30 protein-coding genes and 1 riboswitch are annotated in these 25201 nt (G+C 36.1%); of the genes, 12 read left to right on the top strand and 18 right to left on the bottom strand.

Annotated features, from left to right (window positions below; all coding sequences use genetic code 11):
* Positions 1–7: 7 nt before the first annotated feature.
* From corA to spoIIM, 9 genes are all read right to left on the bottom strand, one after another.
* Positions 8–970: a magnesium/cobalt transporter CorA gene (gene corA, locus ACQKNR_RS03080; protein WP_427315267.1), complete on the bottom strand. Its 963-nt coding sequence runs from the start codon at positions 968–970 to the stop codon at positions 8–10.
* Positions 971–1032: 62 nt separating this feature from the next.
* Positions 1033–2337, bottom strand: coding sequence for a pyrimidine-nucleoside phosphorylase (locus tag ACQKNR_RS03085; protein ID WP_427315269.1), 1305 nt, complete (start codon positions 2335–2337; stop codon positions 1033–1035).
* A 7-nt stretch (positions 2338–2344) separates the two neighbouring features.
* Positions 2345–3166, bottom strand: coding sequence for a purine-nucleoside phosphorylase (locus ACQKNR_RS03090; RefSeq protein ID WP_193410198.1), 822 nt, complete (start codon positions 3164–3166; stop codon positions 2345–2347).
* A gap of 12 nt (positions 3167–3178) precedes the next feature.
* Entirely contained in the window at positions 3179–4363 is a 1185-nt protein-coding gene (gene deoB / locus ACQKNR_RS03095) for a phosphopentomutase (RefSeq protein ID WP_427315272.1), read from the bottom strand.
* 517 nt (positions 4364–4880) lie between these two features.
* Complete coding sequence (locus ACQKNR_RS03100; protein ID WP_427315274.1) at positions 4881–5621, bottom strand: FixH family protein; 741 nt, start codon at positions 5619–5621, stop codon at positions 4881–4883.
* 145 nt (positions 5622–5766) lie between these two features.
* Positions 5767–6657, bottom strand: a complete 891-nt coding sequence (gene xerD, locus ACQKNR_RS03105) for a site-specific tyrosine recombinase XerD (RefSeq protein ID WP_427315275.1) — start codon at positions 6655–6657, stop codon at positions 5767–5769.
* 6 nt (positions 6658–6663) lie between these two features.
* A complete protein-coding gene (locus tag ACQKNR_RS03110; protein WP_001250432.1) occupies positions 6664–6894 on the bottom strand; it encodes a YqzK family protein in 231 nt (76 codons plus the stop codon).
* A gap of 103 nt (positions 6895–6997) precedes the next feature.
* Positions 6998–7453: a Fur family transcriptional regulator gene (locus ACQKNR_RS03115; RefSeq protein WP_000392653.1), complete on the bottom strand. Its 456-nt coding sequence runs from the start codon at positions 7451–7453 to the stop codon at positions 6998–7000.
* A gap of 107 nt (positions 7454–7560) precedes the next feature.
* Positions 7561–8208 carry a stage II sporulation protein M gene (gene spoIIM / locus ACQKNR_RS03120; protein ID WP_000269099.1) on the bottom strand — a complete coding sequence of 216 codons (648 nt, stop codon included), beginning with the start codon at positions 8206–8208 and terminating at the stop codon, positions 7561–7563.
* A gap of 126 nt (positions 8209–8334) precedes the next feature.
* On the opposite strand from spoIIM, the gene ACQKNR_RS03125 reads away from it, so the two are divergent.
* A complete protein-coding gene (locus tag ACQKNR_RS03125; protein WP_427315277.1) occupies positions 8335–8886 on the top strand; it encodes a GNAT family N-acetyltransferase in 552 nt (183 codons plus the stop codon).
* A 24-nt stretch (positions 8887–8910) separates the two neighbouring features.
* On the opposite strand, the gene ACQKNR_RS03130 is transcribed toward ACQKNR_RS03125, so the two are convergent.
* Positions 8911–9450: an NUDIX hydrolase gene (locus ACQKNR_RS03130; protein WP_427315279.1), complete on the bottom strand. Its 540-nt coding sequence runs from the start codon at positions 9448–9450 to the stop codon at positions 8911–8913.
* Between the two features lie 74 nt (positions 9451–9524).
* Between ACQKNR_RS03130 and mciZ the strand changes: the two genes are divergently transcribed.
* Together mciZ and ACQKNR_RS03140 are read left to right on the top strand one after the other, a co-directional pair.
* Positions 9525–9659, top strand: coding sequence for a Z-ring formation inhibitor MciZ (gene mciZ, locus ACQKNR_RS03135; RefSeq protein ID WP_199672889.1), 135 nt, complete (start codon positions 9525–9527; stop codon positions 9657–9659).
* Positions 9660–9863: 204 nt separating this feature from the next.
* Positions 9864–10778: an aldo/keto reductase gene (locus ACQKNR_RS03140; protein ID WP_427315281.1), complete on the top strand. Its 915-nt coding sequence runs from the start codon at positions 9864–9866 to the stop codon at positions 10776–10778.
* Between the two features lie 30 nt (positions 10779–10808).
* On the opposite strand, the gene ACQKNR_RS03145 is transcribed toward ACQKNR_RS03140, so the two are convergent.
* The 3 genes from ACQKNR_RS03145 to ACQKNR_RS03155 all read right to left on the bottom strand — a co-directional run bounded on the left by ACQKNR_RS03145 (position 10809) and on the right by ACQKNR_RS03155 (position 12619).
* The gene (locus ACQKNR_RS03145; RefSeq protein ID WP_427315282.1) at positions 10809–11636 is read right to left on the bottom strand and encodes an aldo/keto reductase; all 828 of its coding nucleotides are present in this window, start codon (positions 11634–11636) and stop codon (positions 10809–10811) included.
* Positions 11637–11762: 126 nt separating this feature from the next.
* The gene (locus tag ACQKNR_RS03150) at positions 11763–12287 is read right to left on the bottom strand and encodes a GrpB family protein (RefSeq protein WP_427315284.1); all 525 of its coding nucleotides are present in this window, start codon (positions 12285–12287) and stop codon (positions 11763–11765) included.
* A gap of 68 nt (positions 12288–12355) precedes the next feature.
* Positions 12356–12619 carry a YqkE family protein gene (locus tag ACQKNR_RS03155; RefSeq protein WP_427315286.1) on the bottom strand — a complete coding sequence of 88 codons (264 nt, stop codon included), beginning with the start codon at positions 12617–12619 and terminating at the stop codon, positions 12356–12358.
* A gap of 200 nt (positions 12620–12819) precedes the next feature.
* Here ACQKNR_RS03155 and ACQKNR_RS03160 point away from each other — a divergent pair, with 200 nt between their 5' ends.
* Positions 12820–14409: a bifunctional metallophosphatase/5'-nucleotidase gene (locus ACQKNR_RS03160; protein WP_427315288.1), complete on the top strand. Its 1590-nt coding sequence runs from the start codon at positions 12820–12822 to the stop codon at positions 14407–14409.
* Between the two features lie 77 nt (positions 14410–14486).
* Here the strand turns inward: ACQKNR_RS03160 and ACQKNR_RS03165 are convergent, their stop codons facing one another.
* On the bottom strand, positions 14487–14963 hold the full coding sequence (locus tag ACQKNR_RS03165) for a ribbon-helix-helix domain-containing protein (protein WP_427315290.1): 477 nt from the start codon (positions 14961–14963) through the stop codon (positions 14487–14489).
* Between the two features lie 121 nt (positions 14964–15084).
* On the opposite strand from ACQKNR_RS03165, the gene ACQKNR_RS03170 reads away from it, so the two are divergent.
* Positions 15085–16083, top strand: a complete 999-nt coding sequence (locus tag ACQKNR_RS03170; protein ID WP_427315292.1) for an alpha/beta fold hydrolase — start codon at positions 15085–15087, stop codon at positions 16081–16083.
* A 129-nt stretch (positions 16084–16212) separates the two neighbouring features.
* A complete protein-coding gene (locus tag ACQKNR_RS03175; protein WP_427315294.1) occupies positions 16213–17532 on the top strand; it encodes a Na+/H+ antiporter family protein in 1320 nt (439 codons plus the stop codon).
* A gap of 23 nt (positions 17533–17555) precedes the next feature.
* Here ACQKNR_RS03175 and ACQKNR_RS03180 read toward each other — a convergent pair whose 3' ends face one another.
* Positions 17556–18419, bottom strand: coding sequence for a LacI family DNA-binding transcriptional regulator (locus tag ACQKNR_RS03180; protein WP_427315295.1), 864 nt, complete (start codon positions 18417–18419; stop codon positions 17556–17558).
* 99 nt (positions 18420–18518) lie between these two features.
* A complete protein-coding gene (locus ACQKNR_RS03185; RefSeq protein ID WP_427315297.1) occupies positions 18519–19001 on the bottom strand; it encodes a GNAT family N-acetyltransferase in 483 nt (160 codons plus the stop codon).
* Positions 19002–19082: 81 nt separating this feature from the next.
* On the opposite strand from ACQKNR_RS03185, the gene ACQKNR_RS03190 reads away from it, so the two are divergent.
* Complete coding sequence (locus ACQKNR_RS03190; RefSeq protein ID WP_427315299.1) at positions 19083–20006, top strand: alpha/beta hydrolase; 924 nt, start codon at positions 19083–19085, stop codon at positions 20004–20006.
* 10 nt (positions 20007–20016) lie between these two features.
* On the opposite strand, the gene ACQKNR_RS03195 is transcribed toward ACQKNR_RS03190, so the two are convergent.
* Positions 20017–20262 carry a YqkC family protein gene (locus ACQKNR_RS03195; protein ID WP_283791519.1) on the bottom strand — a complete coding sequence of 82 codons (246 nt, stop codon included), beginning with the start codon at positions 20260–20262 and terminating at the stop codon, positions 20017–20019.
* Positions 20263–20365: 103 nt separating this feature from the next.
* On the opposite strand from ACQKNR_RS03195, the gene ACQKNR_RS03200 reads away from it, so the two are divergent.
* The 5 genes from ACQKNR_RS03200 (at position 20366) to ribH (ending at position 24777) form a co-directional block, all read left to right on the top strand.
* On the top strand, positions 20366–20608 hold the full coding sequence (locus ACQKNR_RS03200) for a CDGSH iron-sulfur domain-containing protein (protein ID WP_427315302.1): 243 nt from the start codon (positions 20366–20368) through the stop codon (positions 20606–20608).
* Positions 20609–20797: 189 nt separating this feature from the next.
* Positions 20798–20941, top strand: a riboswitch (FMN riboswitch).
* 308 nt (positions 20942–21249) lie between these two features.
* Positions 21250–22362 (top strand): bifunctional diaminohydroxyphosphoribosylaminopyrimidine deaminase/5-amino-6-(5-phosphoribosylamino)uracil reductase RibD, encoded by a 1113-nt coding sequence (gene ribD / locus ACQKNR_RS03205; RefSeq protein WP_427315304.1) that lies wholly within the window; start codon positions 21250–21252, stop codon positions 22360–22362.
* Positions 22344–22988: a riboflavin synthase gene (ribE, locus tag ACQKNR_RS03210; protein WP_427315306.1), complete on the top strand. Its 645-nt coding sequence runs from the start codon at positions 22344–22346 to the stop codon at positions 22986–22988. Before ribD ends, ribE begins: the two co-directional genes overlap by 19 nt.
* A 12-nt stretch (positions 22989–23000) precedes the next feature.
* A complete protein-coding gene (gene ribBA, locus ACQKNR_RS03215) occupies positions 23001–24212 on the top strand; it encodes a bifunctional 3,4-dihydroxy-2-butanone 4-phosphate synthase/GTP cyclohydrolase II (RefSeq protein ID WP_427315308.1) in 1212 nt (403 codons plus the stop codon).
* 103 nt (positions 24213–24315) lie between these two features.
* Positions 24316–24777 (top strand): 6,7-dimethyl-8-ribityllumazine synthase, encoded by a 462-nt coding sequence (gene ribH / locus ACQKNR_RS03220; RefSeq protein ID WP_427315310.1) that lies wholly within the window; start codon positions 24316–24318, stop codon positions 24775–24777.
* Between the two features lie 28 nt (positions 24778–24805).
* On the opposite strand, the gene ACQKNR_RS03225 is transcribed toward ribH, so the two are convergent.
* The gene (locus ACQKNR_RS03225; RefSeq protein ID WP_427315312.1) at positions 24806–25126 is read right to left on the bottom strand and encodes a hypothetical protein; all 321 of its coding nucleotides are present in this window, start codon (positions 25124–25126) and stop codon (positions 24806–24808) included.
* Positions 25127–25201 lie beyond the last annotated feature (75 nt).

Here is a 25201-nt window from a genome sequence, read left to right on the forward strand (position 1 = left end):
TGTTTTTTTACTTAAACCATCCTTTCTTATAAAACCAAGCCATCATTCCACCGCCAATTAGCGCCATGATAAGTAGACAAATAAAATAACTATACTGTCCCCCTAGCTCCGGCATATGGGAAAAGTTCATTCCATATACCCCTGCGATAAATGTTAATGGCATGAAAATAGTTGAGAAGACAGTTAATGTTTTCATAATGTTATTCATATGATGTGAGTTTAATGAAAAATAGCTATCCCGTATATCCGCCGTTAATTCTCGGCTTGCTTCAATCATTTCAGTCAATTTAAGCAAATGGTCATGTATATCTTTGAAGTAAATCTCATGATCACTTATACCGTAAAAACGAGTTGAATTTAAAATACGATATAATAAATCACGCATCGGAATGATTGTACGCCTTAGTTTAGATAAGTCTGTACGTATATCAAATACTTCTTCTAGCACGCTTCCTGCTGTCTCACCAGTTAAATTATCATCAATTGCATTTAAATGATCTTCAATGTAATATACAGGCGCAAAATAATCGTCTACAATTTGGTCAATAATTGTATGTGCTACATGCAAGGGCCCCTTCTTAATACGTTTCTTTTCGCCAAGTGTTTTCCATACTCTTTCAATTGCATTATTATGAGAAAAATGGAAAGAAACAATGTAACGATCACTAATAAATAAATCGATTTCATGCGGTTCTAACCCATCCTCTCCAAACGCGTGAAGAACTAAAAAGTTATATCCATCATAAAAATCAACTTTTGGCCTCTGTACATATTCTATACAGTCTTCAATTGCAAGGGGATGGAACTTAAAATGATCTTGCAAAATATATGTATACTCTTCTTTCGTTGGCTTATATAAGTCTAGCCAATACCATACAATATGGTCTTTCGTTGTTTCTTCTAGCGAAACGTCATACAATACTTCATCTGTTTTTGTTACTGCACAAATTCTAATCATAATTTCACCCATTATTATTATAAACAAAAAATAGTAAAAAAAGCCAAAGAGAAATACTCCCTGGCTCTTCTTTATTATTCAGTAACGATACCGTGCACTAATGTCGGTGCATCTACATGATTGTTAGCAATCTTCATGTTCTCATAAATTTTCGCTTTCACATCTTCTACGTTTTCACGATTCGCGTAAATTGTAACTAATGATTCACCTTTTTTCACACTGTCGCCTACTTTTTTGCGAAGCATTAAACCGACTGCTAAATCAATTTCTGATTCTTTCGTCGCACGTCCTGCTCCTAGAAGCATTGCCGCTGTTCCGATTTCATCTGCAACGATTTCTGATACATATCCGTCTTCTTTCGCTTCCACTTCAATTTTAAATTGTGCTTGTGGCAATTTAGAAGGATCATCAACAACAGATGCATCGCCGCCTTGCGCTGATAAGAACGTTTTAAATGATTCTAGCGCTTTACCGTTGTTCATTACTTCAATTAACTTTTCACGTGCATCTTCTAAAGTTGAAGCTTGTCCAGCAAGGTACACCATTTGACTTCCAAGTGTTAAACATAACTCTTCTAAATCTTTTGGTCCTTTACCTTGTAATGTATCAATCGCTTCTTGTACTTCTAATGCATTACCAATAGCCTCACCAAGTGGTTGACTCATATCAGAAATAACAGCCATCGTATTACGACCAACGTTATTACCGATGCGTACCATTGCTTCTGCTAAACGTTTTGCATCTTCATCCGTTTTCATAAATGCACCTGCTCCAGTTTTTACATCAAGAACAATTGCATCTGCTCCAGCAGCGATTTTTTTACTCATAATCGAGCTTGCAATAAGCGGAATTGAGTTTACTGTCGCTGTTACATCACGAAGCGCATATAACTTTTTATCAGCAGGTGTTAAGTTTCCACTTTGGCCGATAACAGCAATTTTATTTTCATTTACAAGACGCATGAATTCATCATTTTCAATTTCTACATGGAACCCTGGAACCGCTTCTAATTTATCAATTGTACCACCAGTATGTCCTAAACCACGTCCAGACATTTTTGCAACTGGTACACCTAAAGCAGCTACTAATGGACCTAATACAAGCGTCGTTGTATCACCAACACCACCTGTTGAATGCTTATCTACTTTTATCCCTTCAATGGCTGATAAGTCGATTGTATCACCGCTGTTTACCATTGCCATCGTTAAATCCGCACGTTCTTGATCGTTCATATCTTGGAAGAAAATTGCCATTGCAAGTGCACTTACTTGATAATCAGGAATATCACCATTTGTGTATCCTTCAACAATAAAGTTAATTTCTTCTGTCGTTAATGCATGTCCGTCACGTTTTTTTGCAATTAGGTCCACCATTCTCATTGTGAAGTCACCCCTTCATTTGTTTTACGATTGCTTTTACTAATGCTAAGAAGTTCGCTTTCACACGCTCTGTCGTTTCAATTACTTCATCGTGGTGAAGCGGTTGATCTAAAATACCAGCTGCCATATTTGAAATACAAGAAATACCTAGTACCTTCATACCCGCATGACGAGCTACAATTACTTCTGGTACAGTAGACATTCCTACTGCATCTCCGCCAATTGTACGAAGCATACGAATTTCAGCAGGTGTTTCATATACAGGACCTGTCATTCCAACGTATACACCTTCTTGTACTTTAATATTTAAGTCTGCTGCAACTTGTTTCGCCATTTCGCGAAGTTCTACAGTATATGATGTAGACATATCAGGGAAACGTACACCCATTTCAGAATCATTTGGTCCAATTAATGGATTCGTACCCATGAAGTTGATGTGGTCTGAAATTAACATAAGGTCGCCTGGCTCGAATGATGTATTTACACCACCAGCAGCGTTCGTTACAACAACTGTCTCTACACCTAGTTCTTTCATAACACGAACTGGGAATGTTACTTTTTGCATGTCATATCCTTCATAGAAGTGGAAACGTCCTTGCATTGCTACTACTGTTACACCTTGAAGTGTACCGAATACTAGTTGACCTGCATGGCCTTCTACAGTTGATACTGGGAATTCAGGAATTTCGCTATAAGGTACTGTTACTGCGTTTTCGATTTCATCTGCTAATACACCTAGTCCAGATCCAAGAATTAATCCTACTTGTGGTGTTTCTTGAAATTTCTCTTTTAAGTATGAAGCTGATTTTGTAATAAGTTCACGATTCATTTGTTTATCCCCCTATTTCTTTAGCTCGTTTAAGAAGCTTGTTCCGTATTCTGGCATTTTCACACCGAAGTTTTCTGCTACAGTTGCACCAATATCAGCAAATGTTTGACGAAGTGGTAACTCTTGTCCGCCTTCTTTCATGCTTGGGCTATATGCTAATAACGGTACATATTCACGTGTATGGTCAGTACCGTGGTGAACTGGATCGTTACCATGGTCTGCTGTAATTAATAATAAATCATCTTCTTTTAGTTTTGCGAATACTTCTGGAAGACGTGCATCATATTCTTGCAGTGCTTCGCCATATCCTTGTGGATCACGACGATGACCGAATAATGCATCAAAGTCAACTAAGTTTAAGAAGCTAAGACCTGTAAAGTCCATGTTTAATGTATCTACAAGCTTATCCATTCCATCCATGTTAGACTTCGTACGAAGTGATTCAGTTACTCCTTCACCATCATATATGTCAGAGATTTTACCGATAGCAATAACATCGTAATCACTATCTTTTAATTCATTCATTACTGTACGACCGAATGGTTTTAACGCATAGTCATGACGATTTGGTGTACGTGTGAATTTCCCTGGTTCTCCAACGAATGGACGAGCGATAACACGACCTACCATGTACTTCTCATCTAGCGTTAATTCACGTGCAATTTTACAAATTTTATATAACTCATCAAGTGGTACTACTTCTTCGTGCGCTGCGATTTGTAATACGCTATCAGCAGAAGTGTAAACGATTAAAGAGCCTGTTTCCATTTGCTCTTGACCAAGCTCATCAAGAATTTCTGTTCCAGAAGCTGGCTTATTACCGATAATTTTACGTCCTGTTTTTTCTTCTAATTCATCAAGTAATTCTTTCGGGAATCCTTCAGGGAATACTTGGAATGGTGTATCAATGTAAAGACCCATAATTTCCCAGTGACCTGTCATTGTATCTTTACCAGTAGATTTTTCTTGCATTTTTGTATAATATCCCAGCGGCTGTTCTACTTTAGAGATACCTTTCATTTCACGAATGTTACCAAGACCTAATTTCACCATGTTCGGCATTTGTAATCCATTCATATGTTCAGCAATGTGTCCAATTGTGTCAGAACCTAAATCACCAAATTGCTCAGCATCCGGTGCTTCGCCGATTCCTACAGAGTCCATTACGACTAGGAATATACGTTTATATTTATTCATAACTGCGACCTCCTATAAGTTCAGTTCTACTTCTTGTAGTATGTTCAAAACGCTATAAAGTGAAACTGTTATTCATAAGAATTCTCTTTCCTTCTCATTGTCAAACAGTACTTCTTTAAATCATTCTCTAACCTATTTCGTTTTACTTGAAACGACTCAAAAACATTTCTAGTTTTTTCTAAGTCAGATGTCAGACATCTGATATTGATATCATAACATGTTTACGCTTTCTTTTTAATACATTTTCGTAGAATTTCTTATTTTATTCACACTTCTATTGTAATCCATTCCGCGAAGAAGTGCTAATTATTTTATGATTTATTTCTTCATATAAAGTGAAACTTTAATCAGTCGGGGTTTTGTTCTTCCCCACTGATTATTAGCACTTACCAAACGGACATTTATAGGCAGCCCGACTCCCACCTAACTTCTTTGCTCCAGCCGAATTTTGAGGTGGGAGTTTTAATGCCCACAAATAGCGGGATAAAAATAAAAAGTAGCTCTAAAGAGCTACTTTTTATTTTACTTCTACTGTTTCTTCTTTATGTTCATGCAGTTCGCCTTTTCTTACATGAACTTTCACTTTGTAAGAACCGTTCTCTTTGAAAGTATGTTTACTTTCATACTCTCCTTTATTTCCTTCTTTCGCTGGAATAAATTCGTGTTTTTCAACACCATCTTTCCAAATCTCAAGTTGAACTTCAGCACCAGTTAACGCTTCTTCTTTTTGTTTTAAATGAACCTTCATTGTTGATTCAGCATTTGCTTTTATGTCACTAGCCATAAGATGAATCATTGTGTCACTTTTATGATCGCCATGTCCTGCACTGTGATCGCTATTTTCTTTTTTCGCATCTTCTACTTTCGCATTTCCTACAGCAACTTTTACTTCTGGCATAACATGCATTTCACGTGCATTTGTGTGAGCGATAATATGATATACTCCATCCGTCTCGAATGTTTTCTCTACAGCATAAACACCTTTCCCTTTATGCTTACCATTTAACATTTCGTGCTTTTCGTCGCCATCTTTCCAAATCTCAAACTTTACGTCATCAGCATCCGTTACTTTTTCTTTTCCTTGTGTAACAAGTGCTTGTACTTCTGTTTTTTCACCTGGTTTAATTTCTTTCGGGTTCGTTTGAACTGCTACTTTTACAGCTTCAAGTTTCTGTTCTTTTTTCGGTTCTTCTTTGTTTGTATTACAGCCAGCCAATGCTAGCATCGCGATAAATAATGTCACAATAAGTTTTTTCATCATCATTTCCTCCTTCGTACTTTATTTAGTATAGAGGAAATACATTGTAATATTCCAGTCTTCTGCTGAAAACAATATACGAAATATTTGTGAAGTTTCTGTGAAACGGTTACTCTTCTTAATCTATGAAAAAAGAGCATAGTAACTATGCTCTCGGATGGAACTGTTTATATACATCTTTTAATCTAGTTTTTGAAACGTGCGTATAAATTTGCGTCGTTGAAATATCTGCATGTCCAAGCATCTCTTGTACAGCACGTAAGTCTGCCCCATTTTCTAATAAATGCGTAGCAAAAGAGTGACGCAACGTATGAGGTGTAAGTTCTTTTTCAATATTCGCTTCTTTTGCTAATCGTTTTAAAATTTTCCAAAAACCTTGTCTTGATAATCGGTTACCATGATGGTTTAAAAAGAGTGCATCTACTACTTTTTTCCCCATCAATTCCCTTCTTCCTTTTTCAATATACTTTTGAATCGCTTCCGTCGCTAAACTTCCTAATGGAATAATTCTTTCTTTATTCCCTTTCCCAATGCAACGAACAAATCCCATCGTTAAATGTACATCTTCTAAATTTAATGCAATTAATTCTGAAACCCGCAGTCCTGTTGCATACAATAACTCTAGCATTGCCTTATCACGAATTCCAAAAGCACTTGTCATTTTAGGTGTTTGAAGTAACGCCTCTACTTCATCAACTGATAATACTTTTGGTAATTTCCGTTCCCCTTGCGGCGTTTCAATATGTACTGATGGGTCGTGCTCTACCGCTCGCTCACGAAGTAAAAATTGGTGAAACGAACGGATCGATGCAATATGACGCGCCAATGTTTTCGAAGATTTTCCGTTTTCTTTTAAATACTGCAAAAAGTTAACGATGTGCAAACGTGTCACTTCATGAAAGGTTTTCGCCTGTTCTACATTTTGCAAATATTTCACATAGCTTTTTAAATCACGTTCATAAGATACTACTGTATTTTTCGCTAATCCCTTTTCGACAACCATATAATGAATAAAATCTTTTAATTGATCTTCCAATCTACTCTACTCCCCATTTTCATAGAAAAACATCATTCTATTTACGAAAGCATCCTTTGCCGGTTCTTCATTCCCTGATACTTTTTCTACAGTCTCTTCTTTTGGCTTTTCATAACGATGATAGCTTTCGTATTCTTCATTTATCCATAGTATAGCGAAATAAAACAAAATCGTACAACTTGTAAATAATAAAAATACTTTTATTCCATCAAAAGTTAATTTTAAAGCTCGGCGCATTGTAAATTCCTCCAAAATATAAGTTATTACAACATATGCCAAGCTTTCACCAATTTATACCTTATTCAAATAAAAAACCTCTTCCTAGATAAATAGGAAAAGGTTATTTTTCATCCGTTTCATTTTCTTGACAATTTTTACAAATCCCATGGAATGTTAAACGATGATCTTTCACCTTAAAGCTCCAGTCTCGTTCTACTTTTTTCTCCACTTCACCAAGTAAATCTTCTTGTATTTCTTGTACAGCACCACATTGCGTACAAATCAAATGATGGTGAAAACGCTGTGCACCTTCTTGGCGTAAGTCATAGCGTGAAACACCGTCTCCGAAGTTAATCTTATCGACAACTTTTAACTCAGATAATAACTCTAAAGTTCGATAGACGGTTGCTAATCCGATCTCTGGCGACTTTTCTTTTACAAGGAGGTAAACATCTTCTGCGCTTAAATGATCTTCCTCATTTTCTAGCAGCACACGAACTGTTGCTTCACGTTGCGGTGTTAATTTATAGCTCGCTGCATGTAATTGCTTCTTAATTCGTTCAATTCTTTCTTCCATTCGGTACTACTCCCTCCTCGCCACTCTTACACCATTATATCAGAAGAAGGGCTTCTGTCAAAAGAAAAAACAATAAAAACAAATTGATAATTATTCTCAAAAAATATTTATTTTTTATTAATAGCCTCAACGACTTCTTTCATCAAAACTGGTGATGCGTAAGCCTCCACACTAGAAGCAAGTGCTAACACAGCTCCAATTACAAGAAAGAAACATGTATAGCGAATTAATAATGGTAATAGTGGCTCGGTTATTTTCCTGATAAACTGGTGCCTAATCATCCGTAAAGAAAAACTTGCAGCAATTGTTGTCATAACGAGAAATACTGGAATGATAATTAAGTTTTGCGGCAATACAGATACAAATGCTAATAATAATCCATTCCATCCGTGCTGGCTTACTAAAAAACCTACTGTAAATCCAACAACTACTCCTTTTACAAATAATAAAATAAAAATAAGCGGCAATCCAATAATTGAAATCCCTAAAATCCAAATAAATCCAATGTATTTTAATTGCGAAAAGTAACTTTCTCGAAACATTTCGCCCGCAATAGCAAATTCTCCTTTAGAAACTTGTCCAAAAAAACGTTGTAAATAAAATGATAAATCTTGCTTTTGATTGATTTGTAAACTATTCACAAGAATAGCTCCAAATATTACTCCCATCAATAATAAAACAGCATTAAATATATATAATGAAGAGTTTTCCTGTATGTGAGACATTACGCGATCTTGCCAAGTTTTTCGCCACATTTTTCTTCCCTCCGTTCACACTCTTACTAAAAATGTATGAAAGAAAGAAAAAAAGTATGACGAATTAACATTGAAATTCCGCTCTACTTTGCTAAACTAAAAAGTAGAGAATAGGAGGGATTTCTCTTGAAACCATTATTATTAGATTTTCCAACATTATTTCAAACTGAACGCTTACAAGTTCGTAAGCCGTTTCCAGGTGATGGTGCAGAAGTATATGAAGCAATCCAAGCTTCTCTAGAAGACTTAGTACCGTGGATGCCAATTGACGCTGAAACAGAAGATAGTGCTGAAGAAATTGTTCGTAAAGCTCACGGACAGTTTTTACTTCGTGAAACACTTGATTTTCACTTATACGATAAAGTATCTGGTACATTCATCGGAGCTATTACGCTCAAACCTGAAAACTGGGATATTCCAAAGTTTTCACTTCACTTCTGGCTGCATAGCGCGTATACAAAACAAGGCTATATGACCGAAGCGATTAAAGGTGCCATTCAGTTTGCCTTTGATAAGTTAGGTGCAAGAAGAATTGAAATTCGTACTGATGCAACAAATGTAAATGCATGTAACTTAGCAGAACGTTTAGAATTTATTTTAGAAGGTACAATGGAAAATGATTTCCTAGCGCCAGACGGTAGCTTACGTGATGCACGCGTATATGCAAAAATTAATTAATAAACACTCGCCAAAGGCGAGTGTTTATTTTTGTAGTTGTAAATATTGTACTGCAAACATAGTCTTCGCGTCATGAATACGAAGGTCTTTCATAAGATCAATCGCTTCTTCTAATGACACTTCCATTAATTCCACAAATTCATCTTCATCTAAAGCTGCTTTGTTTTCTTTTTGTTTTAATCCTGTCGCTTTATATACATATAAAATCTCATCTGCAAAACCAGGTGATGTATAGAAAGATGTAACAAGTTCCATATTTTCACATACATATCCTGTTTCTTCTTCTAATTCACGAACTGCTGTTACCTCTGGTTTTTCCCCAGGTTCTAACTTCCCAGCAGGAATTTCTATAATCGCCTTTTCAAGCGCTTTACGGTACTGCTCAACAAGCACAATTTTCCCTTCATCCGTAATAGCAATAATAGCAACTGCACCAGGGTGATTTACAATTTCACGTTTACTCATTTCTCCATTTGGTAATACTACATCATCAACACGAACTTTTATAACTCTACCATCAAAAATCGGCTCAGTTTTTACTGTTCTCTCTGCAAGATTACTCATACTACTTCATCTCCCTGTTCTATTTCCTATTCTTTCTTCATACATTTTACCACATTGAAAGGAGCGTGATAGAAATGAAAGTTTATATTTTACCAAATCGCGTTACATTAGTCGGAAAAGCATGGCAAATTCGCCATAAGCTAAAACAATATGGCAAAGAGTATACAACTGTACAAGAGTGGATTACAGCAAATAAAGTGAAATTTTAATCAGAAGGGGCTTTGTCCATCCCCCTCTGATTATTTGCCCACACCAATCGGGCTTTTACGGGCAGTTAATATCTCCCACTTAACTTCCTCGCATGTTCCAAATTTTGAGGTGGGAGTCTTACTGCCCGCCAAATAGCGGGACAAAAAGTAAACGTTTGTCAACCTCTTTTCCCTTTCGTACAATAAAGATAAGGAGGTTGACCTATGAAAAAACGTCAATTAGGAAAATCAGATTTATTTGTAACAGAAATGGGACTTGGCTGTATGTCTCTCGGTACATCGGAAACTGACGCAATGCGCATTATCGATGAAGCAATCGATTTAGGAATTAATTTTTTTGATACAGCGGATTTATATGATTATGGATTAAATGAAGAATTTGTAGGAAAAGCCTTGAAAGGAAAACGAGACCAAATTGTTCTTACAACAAAGGTTGGAAATCGATGGACAGAAGAAAAAAACGGCTGGTCTTGGGATCCTTCTAAAGCTTACATAAAGGCTGAAATAAAAGAAAGTTTACGTAGACTTCAAACGGATTATATTGATTTATATCAACTGCATGGCGGAACAATTGAAGATCCTATAGATGAAACAATAGAAGCTTTTGAAGAATTAAAAAAAGAAGGTATTATTCGCCATTACGGTATTTCTTCTATACGCCCAAATGTCATCCGTGAGTATGCAAAACATTCCAATATCGTTAGTGTACTAATGGAATATAGCATCTTAAATCGCCGCCCTGAAGAATGGTTCTCGATGCTTAATGAACATCAAATTAGTGTCATTGCTCGCGGACCACTTGCAAAAGGAATTTTAACTGACGACAATGCAAGAAAGATAGAGAGAGTAAAAGAAAAGGATTATCTCTCCTATTCTTACGATGAATTGCATACAACACTTGGGAGTGTAAAAGAAGTTATTGGAGAAAACTCTTTAACAGGAACAGCTATTCAATATTGCTTACATAACGAAACTGTTGCATCTGTTATTCCTGGCGCAAGCTCTATTCAACAACTACAGACAAATGTACAAGCTAGTCAGCAGTCGCCTTTAACAAAAGAAAAGTATGTACAACTTCAAAAAATTGTTAAATATGACACATATGCTTTACATCGTTAGAAAGACGCTACCAGTACTGGTAGCGTCTTTCTATAATGTATCATATTTATCAGGATTCGTTCCTACATGTAAATTACGATTTAACGTATTAATTTGATTCATCTCTTCTTCAGTTAGTGAGAAATCAAAAATAGTAAAGTTTTCTTTAATACGAGATGGTGTCACAGATTTAGGAATCGTTACTATTCCGCTTTGAATATCCCATCGTAATATAACTTGCGCAGGTGTTTTTTCATACTTGTTAGCAATATCCTGAATAATTGGATGCTCGAATACTTCGCCGCCCCTCATTAACGGACTCCATGCCTCCATTTGAATTTGCTCACTTTGACAGAAATTACGCAATTCAAATTGCGCTAACATTGGATGAAGTTCCACTTGGTTTACCATCGGCTTTACTTTGCAATTTGGTAATAACAGTTCTAAATGATGTTTATGAAAATTAGAAACACCAATCGCGCGCACCTTACCTTCTTCATACAATTTTTCTAAAGCTCGGTACGTATCAACATACTTCCCTCTAATTGGCCAGTGGATTAAATATAAATCTACGTAGTCCATTTGTAATTTTTTCAAACTTTTTTCAAACGCCTCGAGTGTCTCCTCGTATCCTTGATCATCGTTCCAAACTTTTGTCGTAATAAATATGTCTTCTCTCGGAATTCCTGATTCACGAACCGCCTCTCCGACACCGCTTTCATTTTCATATACAGTCGCTGTATCAATCGAACGGTATCCAACTTCTAACGCTGTTTTTACTGCTTGTTTTACTTCGTCGCCTTCTTTCGCTTTATAAACGCCTAGACCAATCATCGGCATTTTCACGCCATTATGAAGTGTAGTTGTTGGAATATGCACAGTCGTCTCCCTTTCGTTCTTACATTTTTATAAACCACAACTTTATTTCAACAAGATTCATCCAAAAAGTCAAAACATACGTACAGTTTACATAATAAATTTATACAAATTAAAAAGAACGTGAACTCATTCATTCACGTTCTTTTCTATCCATTTTTTCGCTTTTTCATCCACATTACGAACAAACTCATTTTTTCCTTCCGTATATAGCGTGCCGTTATATGTATATTTTTCGGCTAATTCTTTTTTTAGAGTTGCATATGCCTCTGCTTCTTCACAATGCGCCATCATATAATCACGAAATGCTAAATGCCTTACTATCTCAGAATTTCCTTCTTCAAACACGTGTAAGTGATACGAGCGTTTTTCCTCGGTTCCATGAATAAAAAAGCGGCGTCCTGAAATACCATTTTCCCCTTTTACGATGTAACCAAGCTCTTTAAATTGTTCATTCCAATGATCTACTCTGTCGATACTTTCTACTTCCATGATCATATCAATAATAGGTTTAGCTGCCAGCCCCGGCACTGATGTACTACCAATGTGATGAATTTCCACCGTTTCTGGCATCGCCGACTTTAATCTTTCGGCCTCCATTTGAAATTTTTCACCCCAATGATTTTCATGCGGAAGGACTACAATTTTTCTCATTCTAACTCCCCTTTTCTTACAAGCTCGTCAAAAAAATGATCAGCGATAGTCACTGATCATTTTTGTTATTATTTAAAGTCTTTCCAAGTAAGGTTACTTTCACTTAATAGTTCTTCAAATGATTTATTCTTTTCACGTTCTTTTTGTTCCTGACGCTTTCTTTCCTGCTCCGCTGCCTCTTTTTTCTCTTCTCTCACTTGCAACTCTTTTTTCTTATTCTTTAATTGCTCCATTAACGAATCATTTAATTGATCACCTAACGTAAGTGATTCTTTCTTTGGTTGATTCATTTGAGATTGTCTTTGCATTTGTCTTTGTTTCTTTTTCTTCATGCTGCTCACCTTTTACTTTTTTCTCCATTATAGAGGATACACGATGAAATCGACAATAAAAAAGGTTACTTACTCTATTATTCATTTTTTGTAAAAATGTTAATTTTTCAAAAAGAATAAATTTTGTTATGGATATAATCCTATGAATCTATTAAAATTATGTCGTATGATGTCAGATTATAAAAAAGGAGAAATAAATTATGTGGAAAAAAATCATTCCTGCTGTCGCTGTTTTAAGCACCATTACTTTTTCAAGCGTATTCGCCGCTCCCCCATCTCAGACTCCAGCTGAGCAAAACCGTTACATAGACGTACAAATGCTCGGTATTAATGATTTCCATGGACAACTAGATACTGTTAAAAAAATTAATAACAAGGAAGCTGGTGGCGCTGATTACTTAGCCACTTATTTAAAAGAACGTAAAAAACAAAACCCTAATACCCTTCTCGTACATGCTGGCGATATTGTCGGAGCTAGTCCACCCGTTTCAGCATTGTTACAAGATGAACCAACGATTGAATTTTTAAATGACTTGAAATTTGATGTTGGTACAATCGGAAACCATGAATTTGATGAAGGTATCGATGAAATGAAGCGACTCATTTACGGTGGATATCACGAAAAAACAGGGAATTTCAAAGGTGCAAACTTCCCTTATGTCGCTGCAAACTTCTATAACAAATCAACTGGCCGCTTATTTTTACCGCCATTTACTGTAAAAATGGTAGATGGTGTTCCTGTAGGATTCATTGGAGTTGTTACAACTGATACACCAAATGTCGTTATGCCTACTATGCTTCAAAATGTAGAAATCACTGACGAAGTTGAAGCTATTAATAAATCCACACAACAATTAAAGCGTCTCGGCGTTAAATCCATCGTCGTCCTTGCACATGTCGGCGGAACAACTGATGAGTCTGGTGTAACAAATGGAGACCTTACTCGAATTGCAAATGAAACAGATCCAGAAGTTGATGTTATTTTTGGTGGACATAGTCATACGTATGTAAATGGTACAGTTAATAATAAACTTATTGTCCAAGCGAACTCTTACGGAACGGCTTTCTCAGATGTAGATGTAACAATTGATCGTAAAACAAAAGATATTGTAAAGAAAAAAGCTGAAGTTATTACAACATATCATGAAGGTGTAGAGCCTGATAAACAAGTACAACAAAAGTTAAATCAATATAAAGAAAAAATTGCACCACTTGTTAATGAAGTAGTTGGAAAATCTACAGCACCTATCGATCGTAAACAAAACGATGCTGGTGAGTCTACTCTTGGAAATTTAATTGGCGACGCACAGCGCCAAACTATGCAAGCTCAAATCGCACTTATGAATCCTGGCGGCATTCGTAATGATTTAGACGCTGGCGATATTACATGGGGCGAATTATATGGCATTCAGCCTTTTGGAAATCAATTGATTAAAGTAGATTTAACAGGTCAAGATATTCGCGATATTTTAAATCAACAATGGCAAAAAGGAACGACAAGAATGCTTCAAATTTCAGGTATTCAATATACTTGGGATGCAAATAAACCAAACGGTGAAAAAGTTGCAAATATTCACTTAACAAATGGCGAAGAATTATCTCCATCTAAAACGTATAGTGTAGTTGCGAATGCTTTCTTAGCTTCTGGCGGTGATGGATTCGTATCATTTAAAAATGGTAAAAATGCAGAAACTGGTCCAAACGACTTTGAAGCGCTAGTCGATTACGTAAAACAAATAAAGGAACCAATTCAACCAATTATTGATGGAAGAATTCAAAAAATCAATTAAGTGCATATCTTTTATTCATAATATATATTAAGCAAAAAAGGATACTCGTTCTTCCAATGAACATAGTATCCTTTTCTTCAATTATCAAAATGGGATGTTTTGTTAAAATCATATTGCTGTAAAAATTGTTGTAAAGCCTCTTCTACAAGTTTAGATTTTTGAATTCCTTTTGATTCTGATATAACGTCTAATCTTGCTAATATTTCTTTATTAATAGAAAAGGTCCGTTTCTTTTTCTCTGTACTTTTACTCATAATTGGTGCACTTACTTCTTCTCTTTTTCTTAATAATTCATAAATGCTTTGTAATTGCTCATAAATTAGTAATTGATAATCGGTTTTTGCATATTGAAGGGCCGTCGCTTCTTGGAGTTGTAAGTGACGCGGTTCTTCTCCCTCTCCTACAAAAATACGTTTCTTCTGCTCCCCATCGTATTCGTATCCAATCAATCTTAATTTCTTTGATAATGTATATGGGCTTATTTCAAGGCGCTTTGCTATAATAGCGATTGATTCACGTCTATTTAGACAATCTATAATTTCTCCAATCGTCACAATTTCCCTCCTCCCATGTTGAAATGACACTAGTATGTTATGTTACAATGATTTTCTAACAGTGTATGCAAAACAAATAGCCTGTGCGATTCATACGATTTCAGAAAAGGAGGTTTTCAATATGCTTTTTCGTAGCTATACCACACAGTTCTATAATGAAAATAAACAACTCATTCCTAATAGTATCGCTACGTTAGAAAGCGTTATGATTAATAATCGAAAACACTCTCTCCTTATGCGTGGACAAAACGTAGAACAACCTATTTTATTATGCTGTCACGGCGGACCCGGCATGGCACAAATCGGTTTTATTCGCCATTTTCAAAAAGAATTAGAGAAGCACTTTATCGTTATTAATTGGGACCAACGCGGAGCAGGCAAATCCTTTTCAGTGAAAGACTTCTGGGCAACCTTTACAATCGAACAATTCGTTTCTGATGCAAAAGAAGTAATTCAGTATGTGCTTAAAAGGTTCAACAAACAAAAACTATTTCTCGCTGGTCATTCTTGGGGAAGTATTATCGGGCTTACCATCGCACATCGATACCCGAAGTATATCGATGCTTACATTGGTATCGGGCAGATTGTACATATGAAACAAAACGAAGAATTGCTATATCAACATTTAATTAACTCTGCAAAAAAGCATGATCATAAAAGAGCATTAGCTTCCCTTTTAAAATTAGGTAAACCGCCATTCTTAGATACGAGACGCCTTATTATTCAAAGAAAGTGGCTTGGTACATTCGGAGGAGCAATCCAAAACGGATCGTCCTTTTCTTTCATACGAAAAGGTTTCTTTTCTCCTGAATATACGCTATTAGATTGGTTCAAGTTTCTCGCAGGTAACTTAAAATCTGGCGTTTTATGGGAAGAAATGCTGACAATCGATTTCTTTTCATCTATTTCAAGTTTATCTATTCCAGTTTATTTTTGTTCTGGTCGCTATGATTATCAAACTCCTTATGCACTCGTTCAAGAATATTGTGATGTTATTGAAGCACCTATAAAAAAAATGATTTGGTTCCCAAATTCAGCACATTCTCCTGATTTAGAAGAACCAGAACTATTTGCAAACTCTTTACAGTCCATTAAACAAGAGCTAGCTTTTCAACGATAAAAAAATGGCCTCTTTTACATTTCATAGAAAACATTTTATAATAATATGTCGCAAGTATGTATAAATATAGCAAACTGCGTCATATTTACTTGCCTTCACAGAATAAAAATTAGGGAGATTACATTTATTATGAACGCTGTACTCGTTGCGGTAGCAGTCATGCTATTGCTTAGTTTGTTACGTGTCCAGGTCATTGTCGCCATCATCGTTGGAGCTCTAACGGGCGGACTTATCGGCGGACTCGGTATTTCAGAAACAATTAACACTTTTACATCAGGACTTGGAAACAGTGCTCCCATCGCTTTAAGCTATGCAATGCTTGGTGGTTTCGCTATTTCCCTTTCCAAAACTGGACTTCCAGATGCCATGATTCAAGCCGCATTAAAATGGATTGGCAATGAACAAGACACGAAAAAACAAGTTTATTCTAAAATACTGATTTTATTCATCATTTTAACAATGGCTTGTTTCTCACAAAACATTATCCCTGTTCATATCGCTTTCATCCCAATCTTAATTCCGGCACTTTTAAAAGTATTAAATGAGTTGAAAGTGGATCGCAGACTTGTTACATGTATTATTACATTCGGATTAATTACACCTTATATGTGGGTTCCAGCAGGATTTGGAAAAATTTATCATGACGTATTGCAAACCAACGCTGCACAAAGCGGTCTTACATTTGATGTTACACTTATTCCAAAAGCAATGACTATTCCAGCAATCGGTATGATTATCGGATTATGTGTAGCGGTATTCATTACGTATCGAAAACCTCGTACGTATGAAATAGAACAAATTTATACTACCGAAAATGAAATCGTTCCCTATACAAAACGAAGCATTACTTTTGGGCTATTATCTATCCTAGCTACATTAACTGTTCAATTAGCAACAGAATCAATGATTTTCGGTGCTTTAGCGGGGATTATCGTCTTATCAGTTAGTGGTAGTCTACCTCTTAAAGAAGCAGATACAATATTAACAAGCGGAATGCGTATGATGTCATTTATCGGATTTGTTATGATTTCTGCCGCTGGATTTGGCGCTGTTCTTCGAAAAACAGGACATGTTGAATCGCTTGTGCAAACGAGTGTACATATAATCGGAAATAACAAACCACTTGCTGCATTTCTTATGCTCGTTATTGGACTTCTCGTTACGATGGGAATTGGTTCATCCTTTTCGACAATCCCTATCTTAACAACAATTTTCGTACCTCTTTGCATTCAACTTGGATTTAGTCCAATGGCCACAATTGCAATTATCGGTACAGCAGGAGCGCTAGGCGATGCAGGATCTCCAGCATCAGATAGTACACTTGGACCAACATCTGGTTTAAATGCTGATGGTCAACATCATCATATATGGGATACATGTGTACCAACTTTTCTGCATTATAATATACCGTTACTTATATTCGGTTTTATTGCCGCCATTACATTATAAAAGGTGCGTTCTATACGCACCTTTTACTTTTTTATTTTTCTTTTTAATTGTTGAAAGGCTATTTTCCCTTTCTCCTCGAAATCACTTTCAATTGCCGGTAGTGATGGCCCTATCCATTCACACTCTATACTCCCATTTGGTCCAATAATTTTTAATTTATCTGGTATATGAATATTTAGAAATTTCGCTGCTCGAATTAACTCAATAGCAATCTTATCACTTGAAGTTACAATTCCATCTATATACGGATGATTTTGCAATAATGTAATGAACTGTTTATTCGTGTATCCTTGTATACCTTTTTCCCGATAAGACATCCCTTTATCCCAAACTGCGTCTAAAAATCCTGATACATGCTCTTCCATTTCTTCACTTTCTTCTCCCTCACCGAAATAAGCAAGAAAGTGACATCCTTTCTCTTTTAATAGAGAAACCGCCTTCTGCCCACTTTCATAATAATTTGTAAGGGATTGTTTTTCATCAATCACAACAAATGGAAATGCAATTTCTCCTATACTTTTAAAAACTGATTTTGGCAAAATAACACCCGCAACGTTATTTTGCTCCAACATATATATGTATCTATCTTTATTCTCTATATTACAAACAATTATTTGATATCCTTCTTTATATGCCTCTTCCTCAATACAATGTAGCAAAGTGATATTTGATGGATTACGTAAATTATCTACAAGCAATGCAATGATCGTTGAAGATTGTTTAAATAAAGGCTTGGCTGTAGCATTCGGTCTATATTGTAACGATTCAATTGCTTCCTTTACTTGTTTTACCGTATCTTCATGGACGTATCCTTTTTCGTTAATAACTCGTGAAACGGTTGCGACTGAAACACCGGCCAATTTTGCAACATCACGTATAGTTGCCACATCGTCACCCCTTAATATGGTAATAGATTACAATTTTACGGTAACCTAAATTATAATATTCGTCAAGGTTAATAACTTATATTTCTGAAAATTGTTACATCATTTTGCTAAACGATACTCCAACTGAATTTCATGTAAAATTGGGATATTATCATACCCAATGCGCGGAATTTCTTTCTTTATTTTTCGTGCCTCGTCCACTGCATTCACATATAAATTAGTCATCACAAAATTACGTTTTTGGTAAAAACGTAACGCATTCATATTATCATTTGTTGTAATAAGCCACACCTCTTGGCACTGTTCCTCTTTTGCAACTTGCAATACACAATCCACAAGCTTCGTCCCTATTCCCTTTCTTTCTTCAAAGCTATCTAACGATACAATTTCGCACATATTTCCGGCCACTTCATACGTTATAATTCCGATTATTCTGTCATCTGATAGTGCAATAAATCCTGGTAACTCTTCTAATTGATGCCCCTTACCACGTGAAACCATCAATGAGCTCCCCCAGTTTTCACACATGAACATTCGGATTGTTTCTTTCATTGTTGGTGTAATTTTTTGTATATGCACCATTTCCTGTTTCTCCCCTTTTCTATCATTGTGATACAATGTAAGTGTATCACATGTAACGATATTTGGAGGATGAGGTAAAGTATGAAACGTTTTTTTGCAGCATTGTTCACTATACTAGGCGCAATAACTGCCCTTGGGATTTTCTTTACAAATAAAGTTATGTATTTGAAGAAAAAGACAGAGGAAGAAGTTCTAGAAAGAGAAACGAAAAAGCATTTTCGTATAAAAGATTTTGATGCTCTTCATAAAGAAGAAATTCATATCCCTTCGCAATTCGGATATGATCTTCATGGATATTATATTCCTGCTGATCATTCCAATAAGTTTATGATTTTTTGTCACGGCGTAACTGTAAATAAAATGAACTCTGTAAAATATGCAAACTTATTTTTAAACAGAGGATATAACGTATTTATTTATGACCATCGCCGTCATGGTAAAACTGGCGGAAAAACAACAAGCTATGGATACTATGAAAAACATGATTTGAAATCAGTCGTTGACTGGCTAAAAAGTCGTTTTGGTACAAATATTACACTTGGTATTCATGGTGAATCTATGGGGGCTGCAACTCTTCTTCAATATGCGGGACTTGTAGAAGATGGTGCCGATTTTTATATTGCTGATTGTCCTTTCTCTGATTTCTATGGGCAATTACAGCATCGTTTAAAAGTTGAATTCCATTTACCAAAGTGGCCTTTATTACCTTTAGCAAACACTTTTTTAAAAGTTCGTGACGGTTATACAATTCGTGAAGTTTCACCAATCGATTGTATAAAAAATATTAACAATCCCGTTCTCTTTATTCATAGTAAAGATGACGATTATATTTTAGCTGATATGACTAAAGCACTATTTGAAGCAAAGGAAAATAATAAACAACTTTATATTGCAGAACACGGTGCACACGCTTGCTCTTATAACGAAAATAAAGAAGAGTATGAAGCAGCCGTCGATCAATTTTTAAACACATATGTGAAAGAAACAAAAAACAGGCTTGCATAAGCCTGTTTTTTTATTGCGCTAACACGTCTGTAACTTGTTCCATATTTTCGGAAATCCATTGTACCGCATCATCTAGCGTTGGAAATTCTGTCGTTTGAAATGTTACCTCATCTTGAAGTAACCAAACATCCTTCGATTCTTGTCCTACACCGGCAATGGACCAGTGCAATAAACTATATGGATGATTATCATTCAAAAATGATGCCCACGTGCGCTCATTTGCAATATTTCGTAATGTACGTAATTGTTTATCCATCTTTCGTCACCTTACTCTAGTCAGTTATAAAAACCATTATAACACCCTCTTCTTCTCTAAACAAAGTACTCTTTTTATATTGTCAAGTCCCCTTCCTGAATATATGATGAAATTAAGCGTTTGGGAAGGAGGGATAACGTTGGCAAAAGTACAAATTAAAGTAAATGATAATGGCTCTTTTCGCGTTACAGGGGACGTGGAATTAGTCGACTCACAAGGGAATGTATTCCCAGCAAAACCGGCATTTTCTTTATGCCGTTGTGGCTTATCAAAAAATATGCCTTATTGCGATGCTTCGCATAAAGGTAAATTCGAATCTGTTGTTAGAGCAACAGATTCTGAATAATTTTGTATGTGACATGCACATTTTTTTGTGCATGTTTTTTCTTTTGATTAACTTTCCTACATCCCTTTTCCTTACAACATTTCTAACACTTTTTTCCTCATTCAAATCCACGTATATTTTCACACAATTCTTCACATTCGAATATTTTTACTAGCCTTTTTTCTTTTTTGTGCTATAATTTGAGCAAACAGCATCCTTCGGGGTCGGGTGAAATTCCCAACCGGCGGTGATGAAGTGCAAACTTCTAAGTCCGTGACCCGTTTTCAACTCGAAAACGGTGGATCTAGTGAAATTCTAGGGCCGACAGTATAGTCTGGATGGGAGAAGGATATGTTTCTAGTTTTTTATATAGTGAATACACTTTTATTTCAGTATGCATATTTTTAAAAATTCGTTTTGAATCTTTATATATGTTTAGTTTTCTATACTCATTTTTTATACTGAAATAAAAAAGAGACAACTAGCGTTTAAAAAATTTGATATCTTTGCTAGGTTTTTTCCTTATGCAAAAATATGAATCTTCGTTAGGTTTCTTTCCTATGCTTTTGTATTCGAACTATATGTCTAGAAATCACGTCTCCCAAACCCCAAGGATATTAAATCCTTGGGGTTTTTTGATTTTTTTAGGAGAGGTGAAGAGAATGACAGATCAAGAATATATGAGGATTGCCTTGCAATTAGCAGAAGGTACATCAGGACAAACAAGTCCAAATCCTATGGTTGGTGCTGTTGTTGTAAAAGATGGAAACATCGTCGGTATGGGGGCTCATTTACGCGCTGGTGAAGAACACGCAGAAGTTCACGCACTTCATATGGCTGGTGAAAAAGCAAAACATGCTACTGTTTATGTAACACTTGAACCGTGTAGCCATTTTGGAAAAACACCACCTTGCTGTGATTTGCTCATCGAAAAAGGAGTCAAACGGGTTGTAATTGCTACCCTTGATTGCAATCCTCTCGTTTCTGGTAATGGAAAAAGGAGATTAGAAGAAGCTGGCATCGAAGTAACTACCGGTATTCTTGAGGCAAAAGCCACTTTATTAAATCGTTTCTTTTTTCACTATATGAAAACGAAACACCCATTTGTAACAATAAAAACAGCGATGAGCCTAGATGGCAAAACAGCAACTGCAACTGGTGAAAGTAAGTGGATTACAGGTGAAGAAGCACGAGCTGATGTTCACCAATATCGCCATACACACGATGCGATTCTTGTTGGAGTGAATACAGTTATTGCTGATAATCCACACTTAACAACAAGAATTACAAATGGAGGGAAACATCCAATTCGCGTTATTTTAGATACCCATTTAAAAACGCCACCATTTTCTCATGTCATAACAGATGGTTTAGCACCGACATGGATTATTGTCGGTAGGGATGTAGATAAAGAGAAAATAGCTTCTTATGAATCTGAAAATATAGCTATATTCCAAATGAAAACGAAACAAATTGAAATCCAAGATGTTTTAAACCTACTCGGTGAAAAACAAATCCTTTCTCTTTTCGTGGAAGGTGGTCAAACAGTTCATGCAAGTTTCTTACAAACAAACAATTTCAATGAAATTGTAACCTATATAAGTCCGAAATTAATTGGTGGGAAAGATGCTCCTACTTTATTTGGAGGAAATGGTTTTTCAAAATTACAAGATGCGCTTTCCTTAAAAATTCAAGAGATGAAACAAATTGGCGATGATATAAAAATCGTTGCGAATGCCCGAAATGAGGTGCCCGAATGTTTACAGGAATTGTAGAAGAATTAGGAACGATAGCAAACATGCAACAAAGCGGAGAAGCGATGAAGTTAACTGTCCATGCAAACAAAATTTTATCCGATGTGAAGTTAGGTGATAGTATCGCGGTGAATGGCATTTGCTTAACCGTAACTAGTTATACAACTACTTCATTCACAGTTGATGCAATGCCTGAAACGATGCAATCAACATCACTTCGTATGCTTAAACCACATTCTAAAGTAAATTTAGAGCGGGCAATGTCTGCAAACGGACGATTCGGTGGACATTTCGTTACAGGACACATCGACGGTATCGGGACGATTTTAACTAAAAAACAACACTACAATGCCATCTATTACAAAATAGCAATTTCTGATGAATTGCTACGCTACTGTTTGCATAAAGGATCCGTTGCTGTTGATGGAACGAGTTTAACGATATTTGATATAGACGAATCTTCCATAACAATTTCACTCATCCCGCACACAGTAAGCGAATCTGTCATCGGAGAAAAGAATGCCGAAGATATCGTAAACATTGAGTGTGACATGATCGGTAAATATATCGAACGCTTTATCTCTAAACCCGTCAAACGAACAAGTTCAATGACCGAAAGTTTTTTACAAGAAAACGGATTTCTATAAGGGGGAAACATAATGTTTCATCGTATTGAAGAAGCTCTAGAAGATTTAAAACAAGGAAAAGTCGTTATCGTATGTGATGATGAAAACCGAGAAAATGAAGGCGATTTTATTGCTTTAGCAGAGTATATTACACCAGAAACGATTAACTTTATGATTACTCACGGTCGTGGTCTCGTATGTGTTCCAATTACAGAACACCATGCAGAACGTCTACAATTAGAACCAATGGTATCTCATAATACAGACTCACATCATACTGCATTTACAGTAAGCATTGATCATGTTTCTACAACAACAGGGATTAGCGCTCACGAACGTGCAACTACGATACAAGAATTATTAAATCCCGTATCAAAAGGTGCTGATTTCAATCGCCCTGGACATATCTTTCCATTAATTGCGAAAGAAGGCGGTGTACTGCGCCGTGCGGGTCATACAGAAGCTGCTGTCGATTTAGCCAAACTTTGCGGAGCTGAGCCAGCTGGAGTTATTTGCGAGATTATAAATGAGGACGGTACGATGGCACGTGTACCTGATTTACTACAGTGCGCAAAACAATTCGATATAAAAATGATTACGATAGAAGATTTAATTGCTTATCGCCGTCATCATGAAACACTTGTGACGAGAGAAGTGGAAATTACATTACCTACAGATTTCGGTACTTTCCATGCAATTGGCTATTCTAATTCACTGGATACAAAAGAACATATCGCGCTCGTAAAAGGTGATATTTCAACAGGAGAACCGATACTTGTACGTGTTCATTCTGAATGCTTAACAGGAGATGTATTCGGTTCATGCCGCTGTGATTGCGGACCACAGCTTCATGCTGCACTTGCTCAAATTGAACGTGAAGGAAAAGGCGTTCTTCTTTATATGAGACAAGAAGGACGAGGCATTGGGCTTCTTAATAAGCTTCGCGCTTATAAATTACAAGAAGAAGGATTCGATACTGTAGAAGCAAATGAAAAACTCGGCTTCCCTGCTGATCTTCGTGATTACGGTATCGGCGCTCAAATATTAAAAGATTTAGGCTTACAAAATTTAAGATTATTAACGAATAATCCAAGAAAAATTGCGGGCTTACAAGGTTACGATTTAGAGGTCACTGAGCGTGTACCTTTGCAAATGCCAGCAAAAGAAGAGAATAAAACGTATTTACAAACGAAAGTAAATAAATTAGGACATTTATTAAACTTATCCCGCATTAACGGGCAGTAAAACTCCCACCTCAAAATTCGGCTGGAGCAAAGAAGTTAGGTGGGAGATTAACTGCCCGTAAACGCCCGATTAGTTCACTTTATAATTAAAGGAGAGATTTATTATGGTATTCGAAGGTCATTTAGTTGGTACAGGATTAAAAGTTGGAGTTGTTGTTGGACGTTTTAATGAATTTATTACGAGCAAGTTACTTGGTGGCGCTTTAGACGGATTAAAACGTCACGGTGTAGAAGAAAACGATATTGATGTTGCGTGGGTTCCTGGTGCATTTGAAATTCCTTTAATCGCTAAAAAGATGGCTAGTAGCGGAAAGTATGATGCTGTTATTACATTAGGTACAGTAATTCGAGGTGCTACAACGCATTACGATTACGTTTGTAATGAAGTAGCAAAAGGTGTTGCATCTTTATCACTACAAACAGATATCCCAGTTATTTTCGGTGTATTAACGACAGAAACAATTGAGCAAGCAATTGAACGCGCTGGTACGAAAGCTGGTAATAAAGGATATGAATCAGCTGTCGCTGCAATTGAAATGGCTCACTTATCAAAACAATGGACGTAAAAAAATAAAAAGAGGCTGCGGCCTCTTTTTATTTTTTTACCTTTTTTCGTATATCTTTTATTAATTCATTCATTGTTTTTCCTTCTGTTTTTATACGAAGAGCTTGCGCTGTTCTCCATACGTTCTCTCTTTTTTTCGCTTCTTCCATAATAGTAATTTCTTTTCGTACTTCTTTTAAATCTTTCCCTTCCGTTTTCAAGCCAAAATGTTCCGCTTTCGTTCGAAAATGTTGTTCAATTCTTTGTTGCATCTCTTTTTGTTCAGGATTTTCAGCGGCCTTAACTGGATCAGCACTTATTGCTTTTATTAAAATTAAACAAGTCATAATCGCTAATATATATTTGTGCATGTAAAATCCTCCAACCCAATATAAATTACATATTTACTATGTACAATTTCAGCTTGGAAAATTCGTCCACAAAAA

Source organism: Bacillus sp. NPDC094077 (assembly GCF_050279465.1).
Taxonomy (GTDB): Bacteria; Bacillota; Bacilli; order Bacillales; family Bacillaceae_G; genus Bacillus_A.

What these genes read in the sequence shown, in the direction of transcription:
- ACQKNR_RS03185 (WP_427315297.1), bottom strand. Translation starts at nt 19,001, where the DNA reads ATGGTGCATATACAAAAAATTACACCAACAATGAAAGAAACAATCCGA.
- ACQKNR_RS03085 (WP_427315269.1), bottom strand. Translation starts at nt 2,337, where the DNA reads ATGAGAATGGTGGACCTAATTGCAAAAAAACGTGACGGACATGCATTA.
- deoB (WP_427315272.1), bottom strand. Translation starts at nt 4,363, where the DNA reads ATGAATAAATATAAACGTATATTCCTAGTCGTAATGGACTCTGTAGGA.
- ribD (WP_427315304.1), top strand. Translation starts at nt 21,250, where the DNA reads ATGACAGATCAAGAATATATGAGGATTGCCTTGCAATTAGCAGAAGGT.
- ribBA (WP_427315308.1), top strand. Translation starts at nt 23,001, where the DNA reads ATGTTTCATCGTATTGAAGAAGCTCTAGAAGATTTAAAACAAGGAAAA.
- corA (WP_427315267.1), bottom strand. Translation starts at nt 970, where the DNA reads ATGGGTGAAATTATGATTAGAATTTGTGCAGTAACAAAAACAGATGAA.
- ACQKNR_RS03190 (WP_427315299.1), top strand. Translation starts at nt 19,083, where the DNA reads ATGAAACGTTTTTTTGCAGCATTGTTCACTATACTAGGCGCAATAACT.
- ACQKNR_RS03140 (WP_427315281.1), top strand. Translation starts at nt 9,864, where the DNA reads ATGAAAAAACGTCAATTAGGAAAATCAGATTTATTTGTAACAGAAATG.
- ACQKNR_RS03150 (WP_427315284.1), bottom strand. Translation starts at nt 12,287, where the DNA reads ATGAGAAAAATTGTAGTCCTTCCGCATGAAAATCATTGGGGTGAAAAA.
- ACQKNR_RS03225 (WP_427315312.1), bottom strand. Translation starts at nt 25,126, where the DNA reads ATGCACAAATATATATTAGCGATTATGACTTGTTTAATTTTAATAAAA.
- ACQKNR_RS03090 (WP_193410198.1), bottom strand. Translation starts at nt 3,166, where the DNA reads ATGAATCGTGAACTTATTACAAAATCAGCTTCATACTTAAAAGAGAAA.
- ACQKNR_RS03110 (WP_001250432.1), bottom strand. Translation starts at nt 6,894, where the DNA reads ATGCGCCGAGCTTTAAAATTAACTTTTGATGGAATAAAAGTATTTTTA.
- ACQKNR_RS03195 (WP_283791519.1), bottom strand. Translation starts at nt 20,262, where the DNA reads ATGGATAAACAATTACGTACATTACGAAATATTGCAAATGAGCGCACG.
- ACQKNR_RS03100 (WP_427315274.1), bottom strand. Translation starts at nt 5,621, where the DNA reads ATGAAAAAACTTATTGTGACATTATTTATCGCGATGCTAGCATTGGCT.
- ACQKNR_RS03115 (WP_000392653.1), bottom strand. Translation starts at nt 7,453, where the DNA reads ATGGAAGAAAGAATTGAACGAATTAAGAAGCAATTACATGCAGCGAGC.
- mciZ (WP_199672889.1), top strand. Translation starts at nt 9,525, where the DNA reads ATGAAAGTTTATATTTTACCAAATCGCGTTACATTAGTCGGAAAAGCA.
- ACQKNR_RS03175 (WP_427315294.1), top strand. Translation starts at nt 16,213, where the DNA reads ATGAACGCTGTACTCGTTGCGGTAGCAGTCATGCTATTGCTTAGTTTG.
- ACQKNR_RS03160 (WP_427315288.1), top strand. Translation starts at nt 12,820, where the DNA reads ATGTGGAAAAAAATCATTCCTGCTGTCGCTGTTTTAAGCACCATTACT.
- ACQKNR_RS03155 (WP_427315286.1), bottom strand. Translation starts at nt 12,619, where the DNA reads ATGAAGAAAAAGAAACAAAGACAAATGCAAAGACAATCTCAAATGAAT.
- ribH (WP_427315310.1), top strand. Translation starts at nt 24,316, where the DNA reads ATGGTATTCGAAGGTCATTTAGTTGGTACAGGATTAAAAGTTGGAGTT.
- spoIIM (WP_000269099.1), bottom strand. Translation starts at nt 8,208, where the DNA reads ATGTGGCGAAAAACTTGGCAAGATCGCGTAATGTCTCACATACAGGAA.
- ribE (WP_427315306.1), top strand. Translation starts at nt 22,344, where the DNA reads ATGTTTACAGGAATTGTAGAAGAATTAGGAACGATAGCAAACATGCAA.
- ACQKNR_RS03130 (WP_427315279.1), bottom strand. Translation starts at nt 9,450, where the DNA reads ATGAGTAATCTTGCAGAGAGAACAGTAAAAACTGAGCCGATTTTTGAT.
- ACQKNR_RS03170 (WP_427315292.1), top strand. Translation starts at nt 15,085, where the DNA reads ATGCTTTTTCGTAGCTATACCACACAGTTCTATAATGAAAATAAACAA.
- ACQKNR_RS03200 (WP_427315302.1), top strand. Translation starts at nt 20,366, where the DNA reads ATGATGAAATTAAGCGTTTGGGAAGGAGGGATAACGTTGGCAAAAGTA.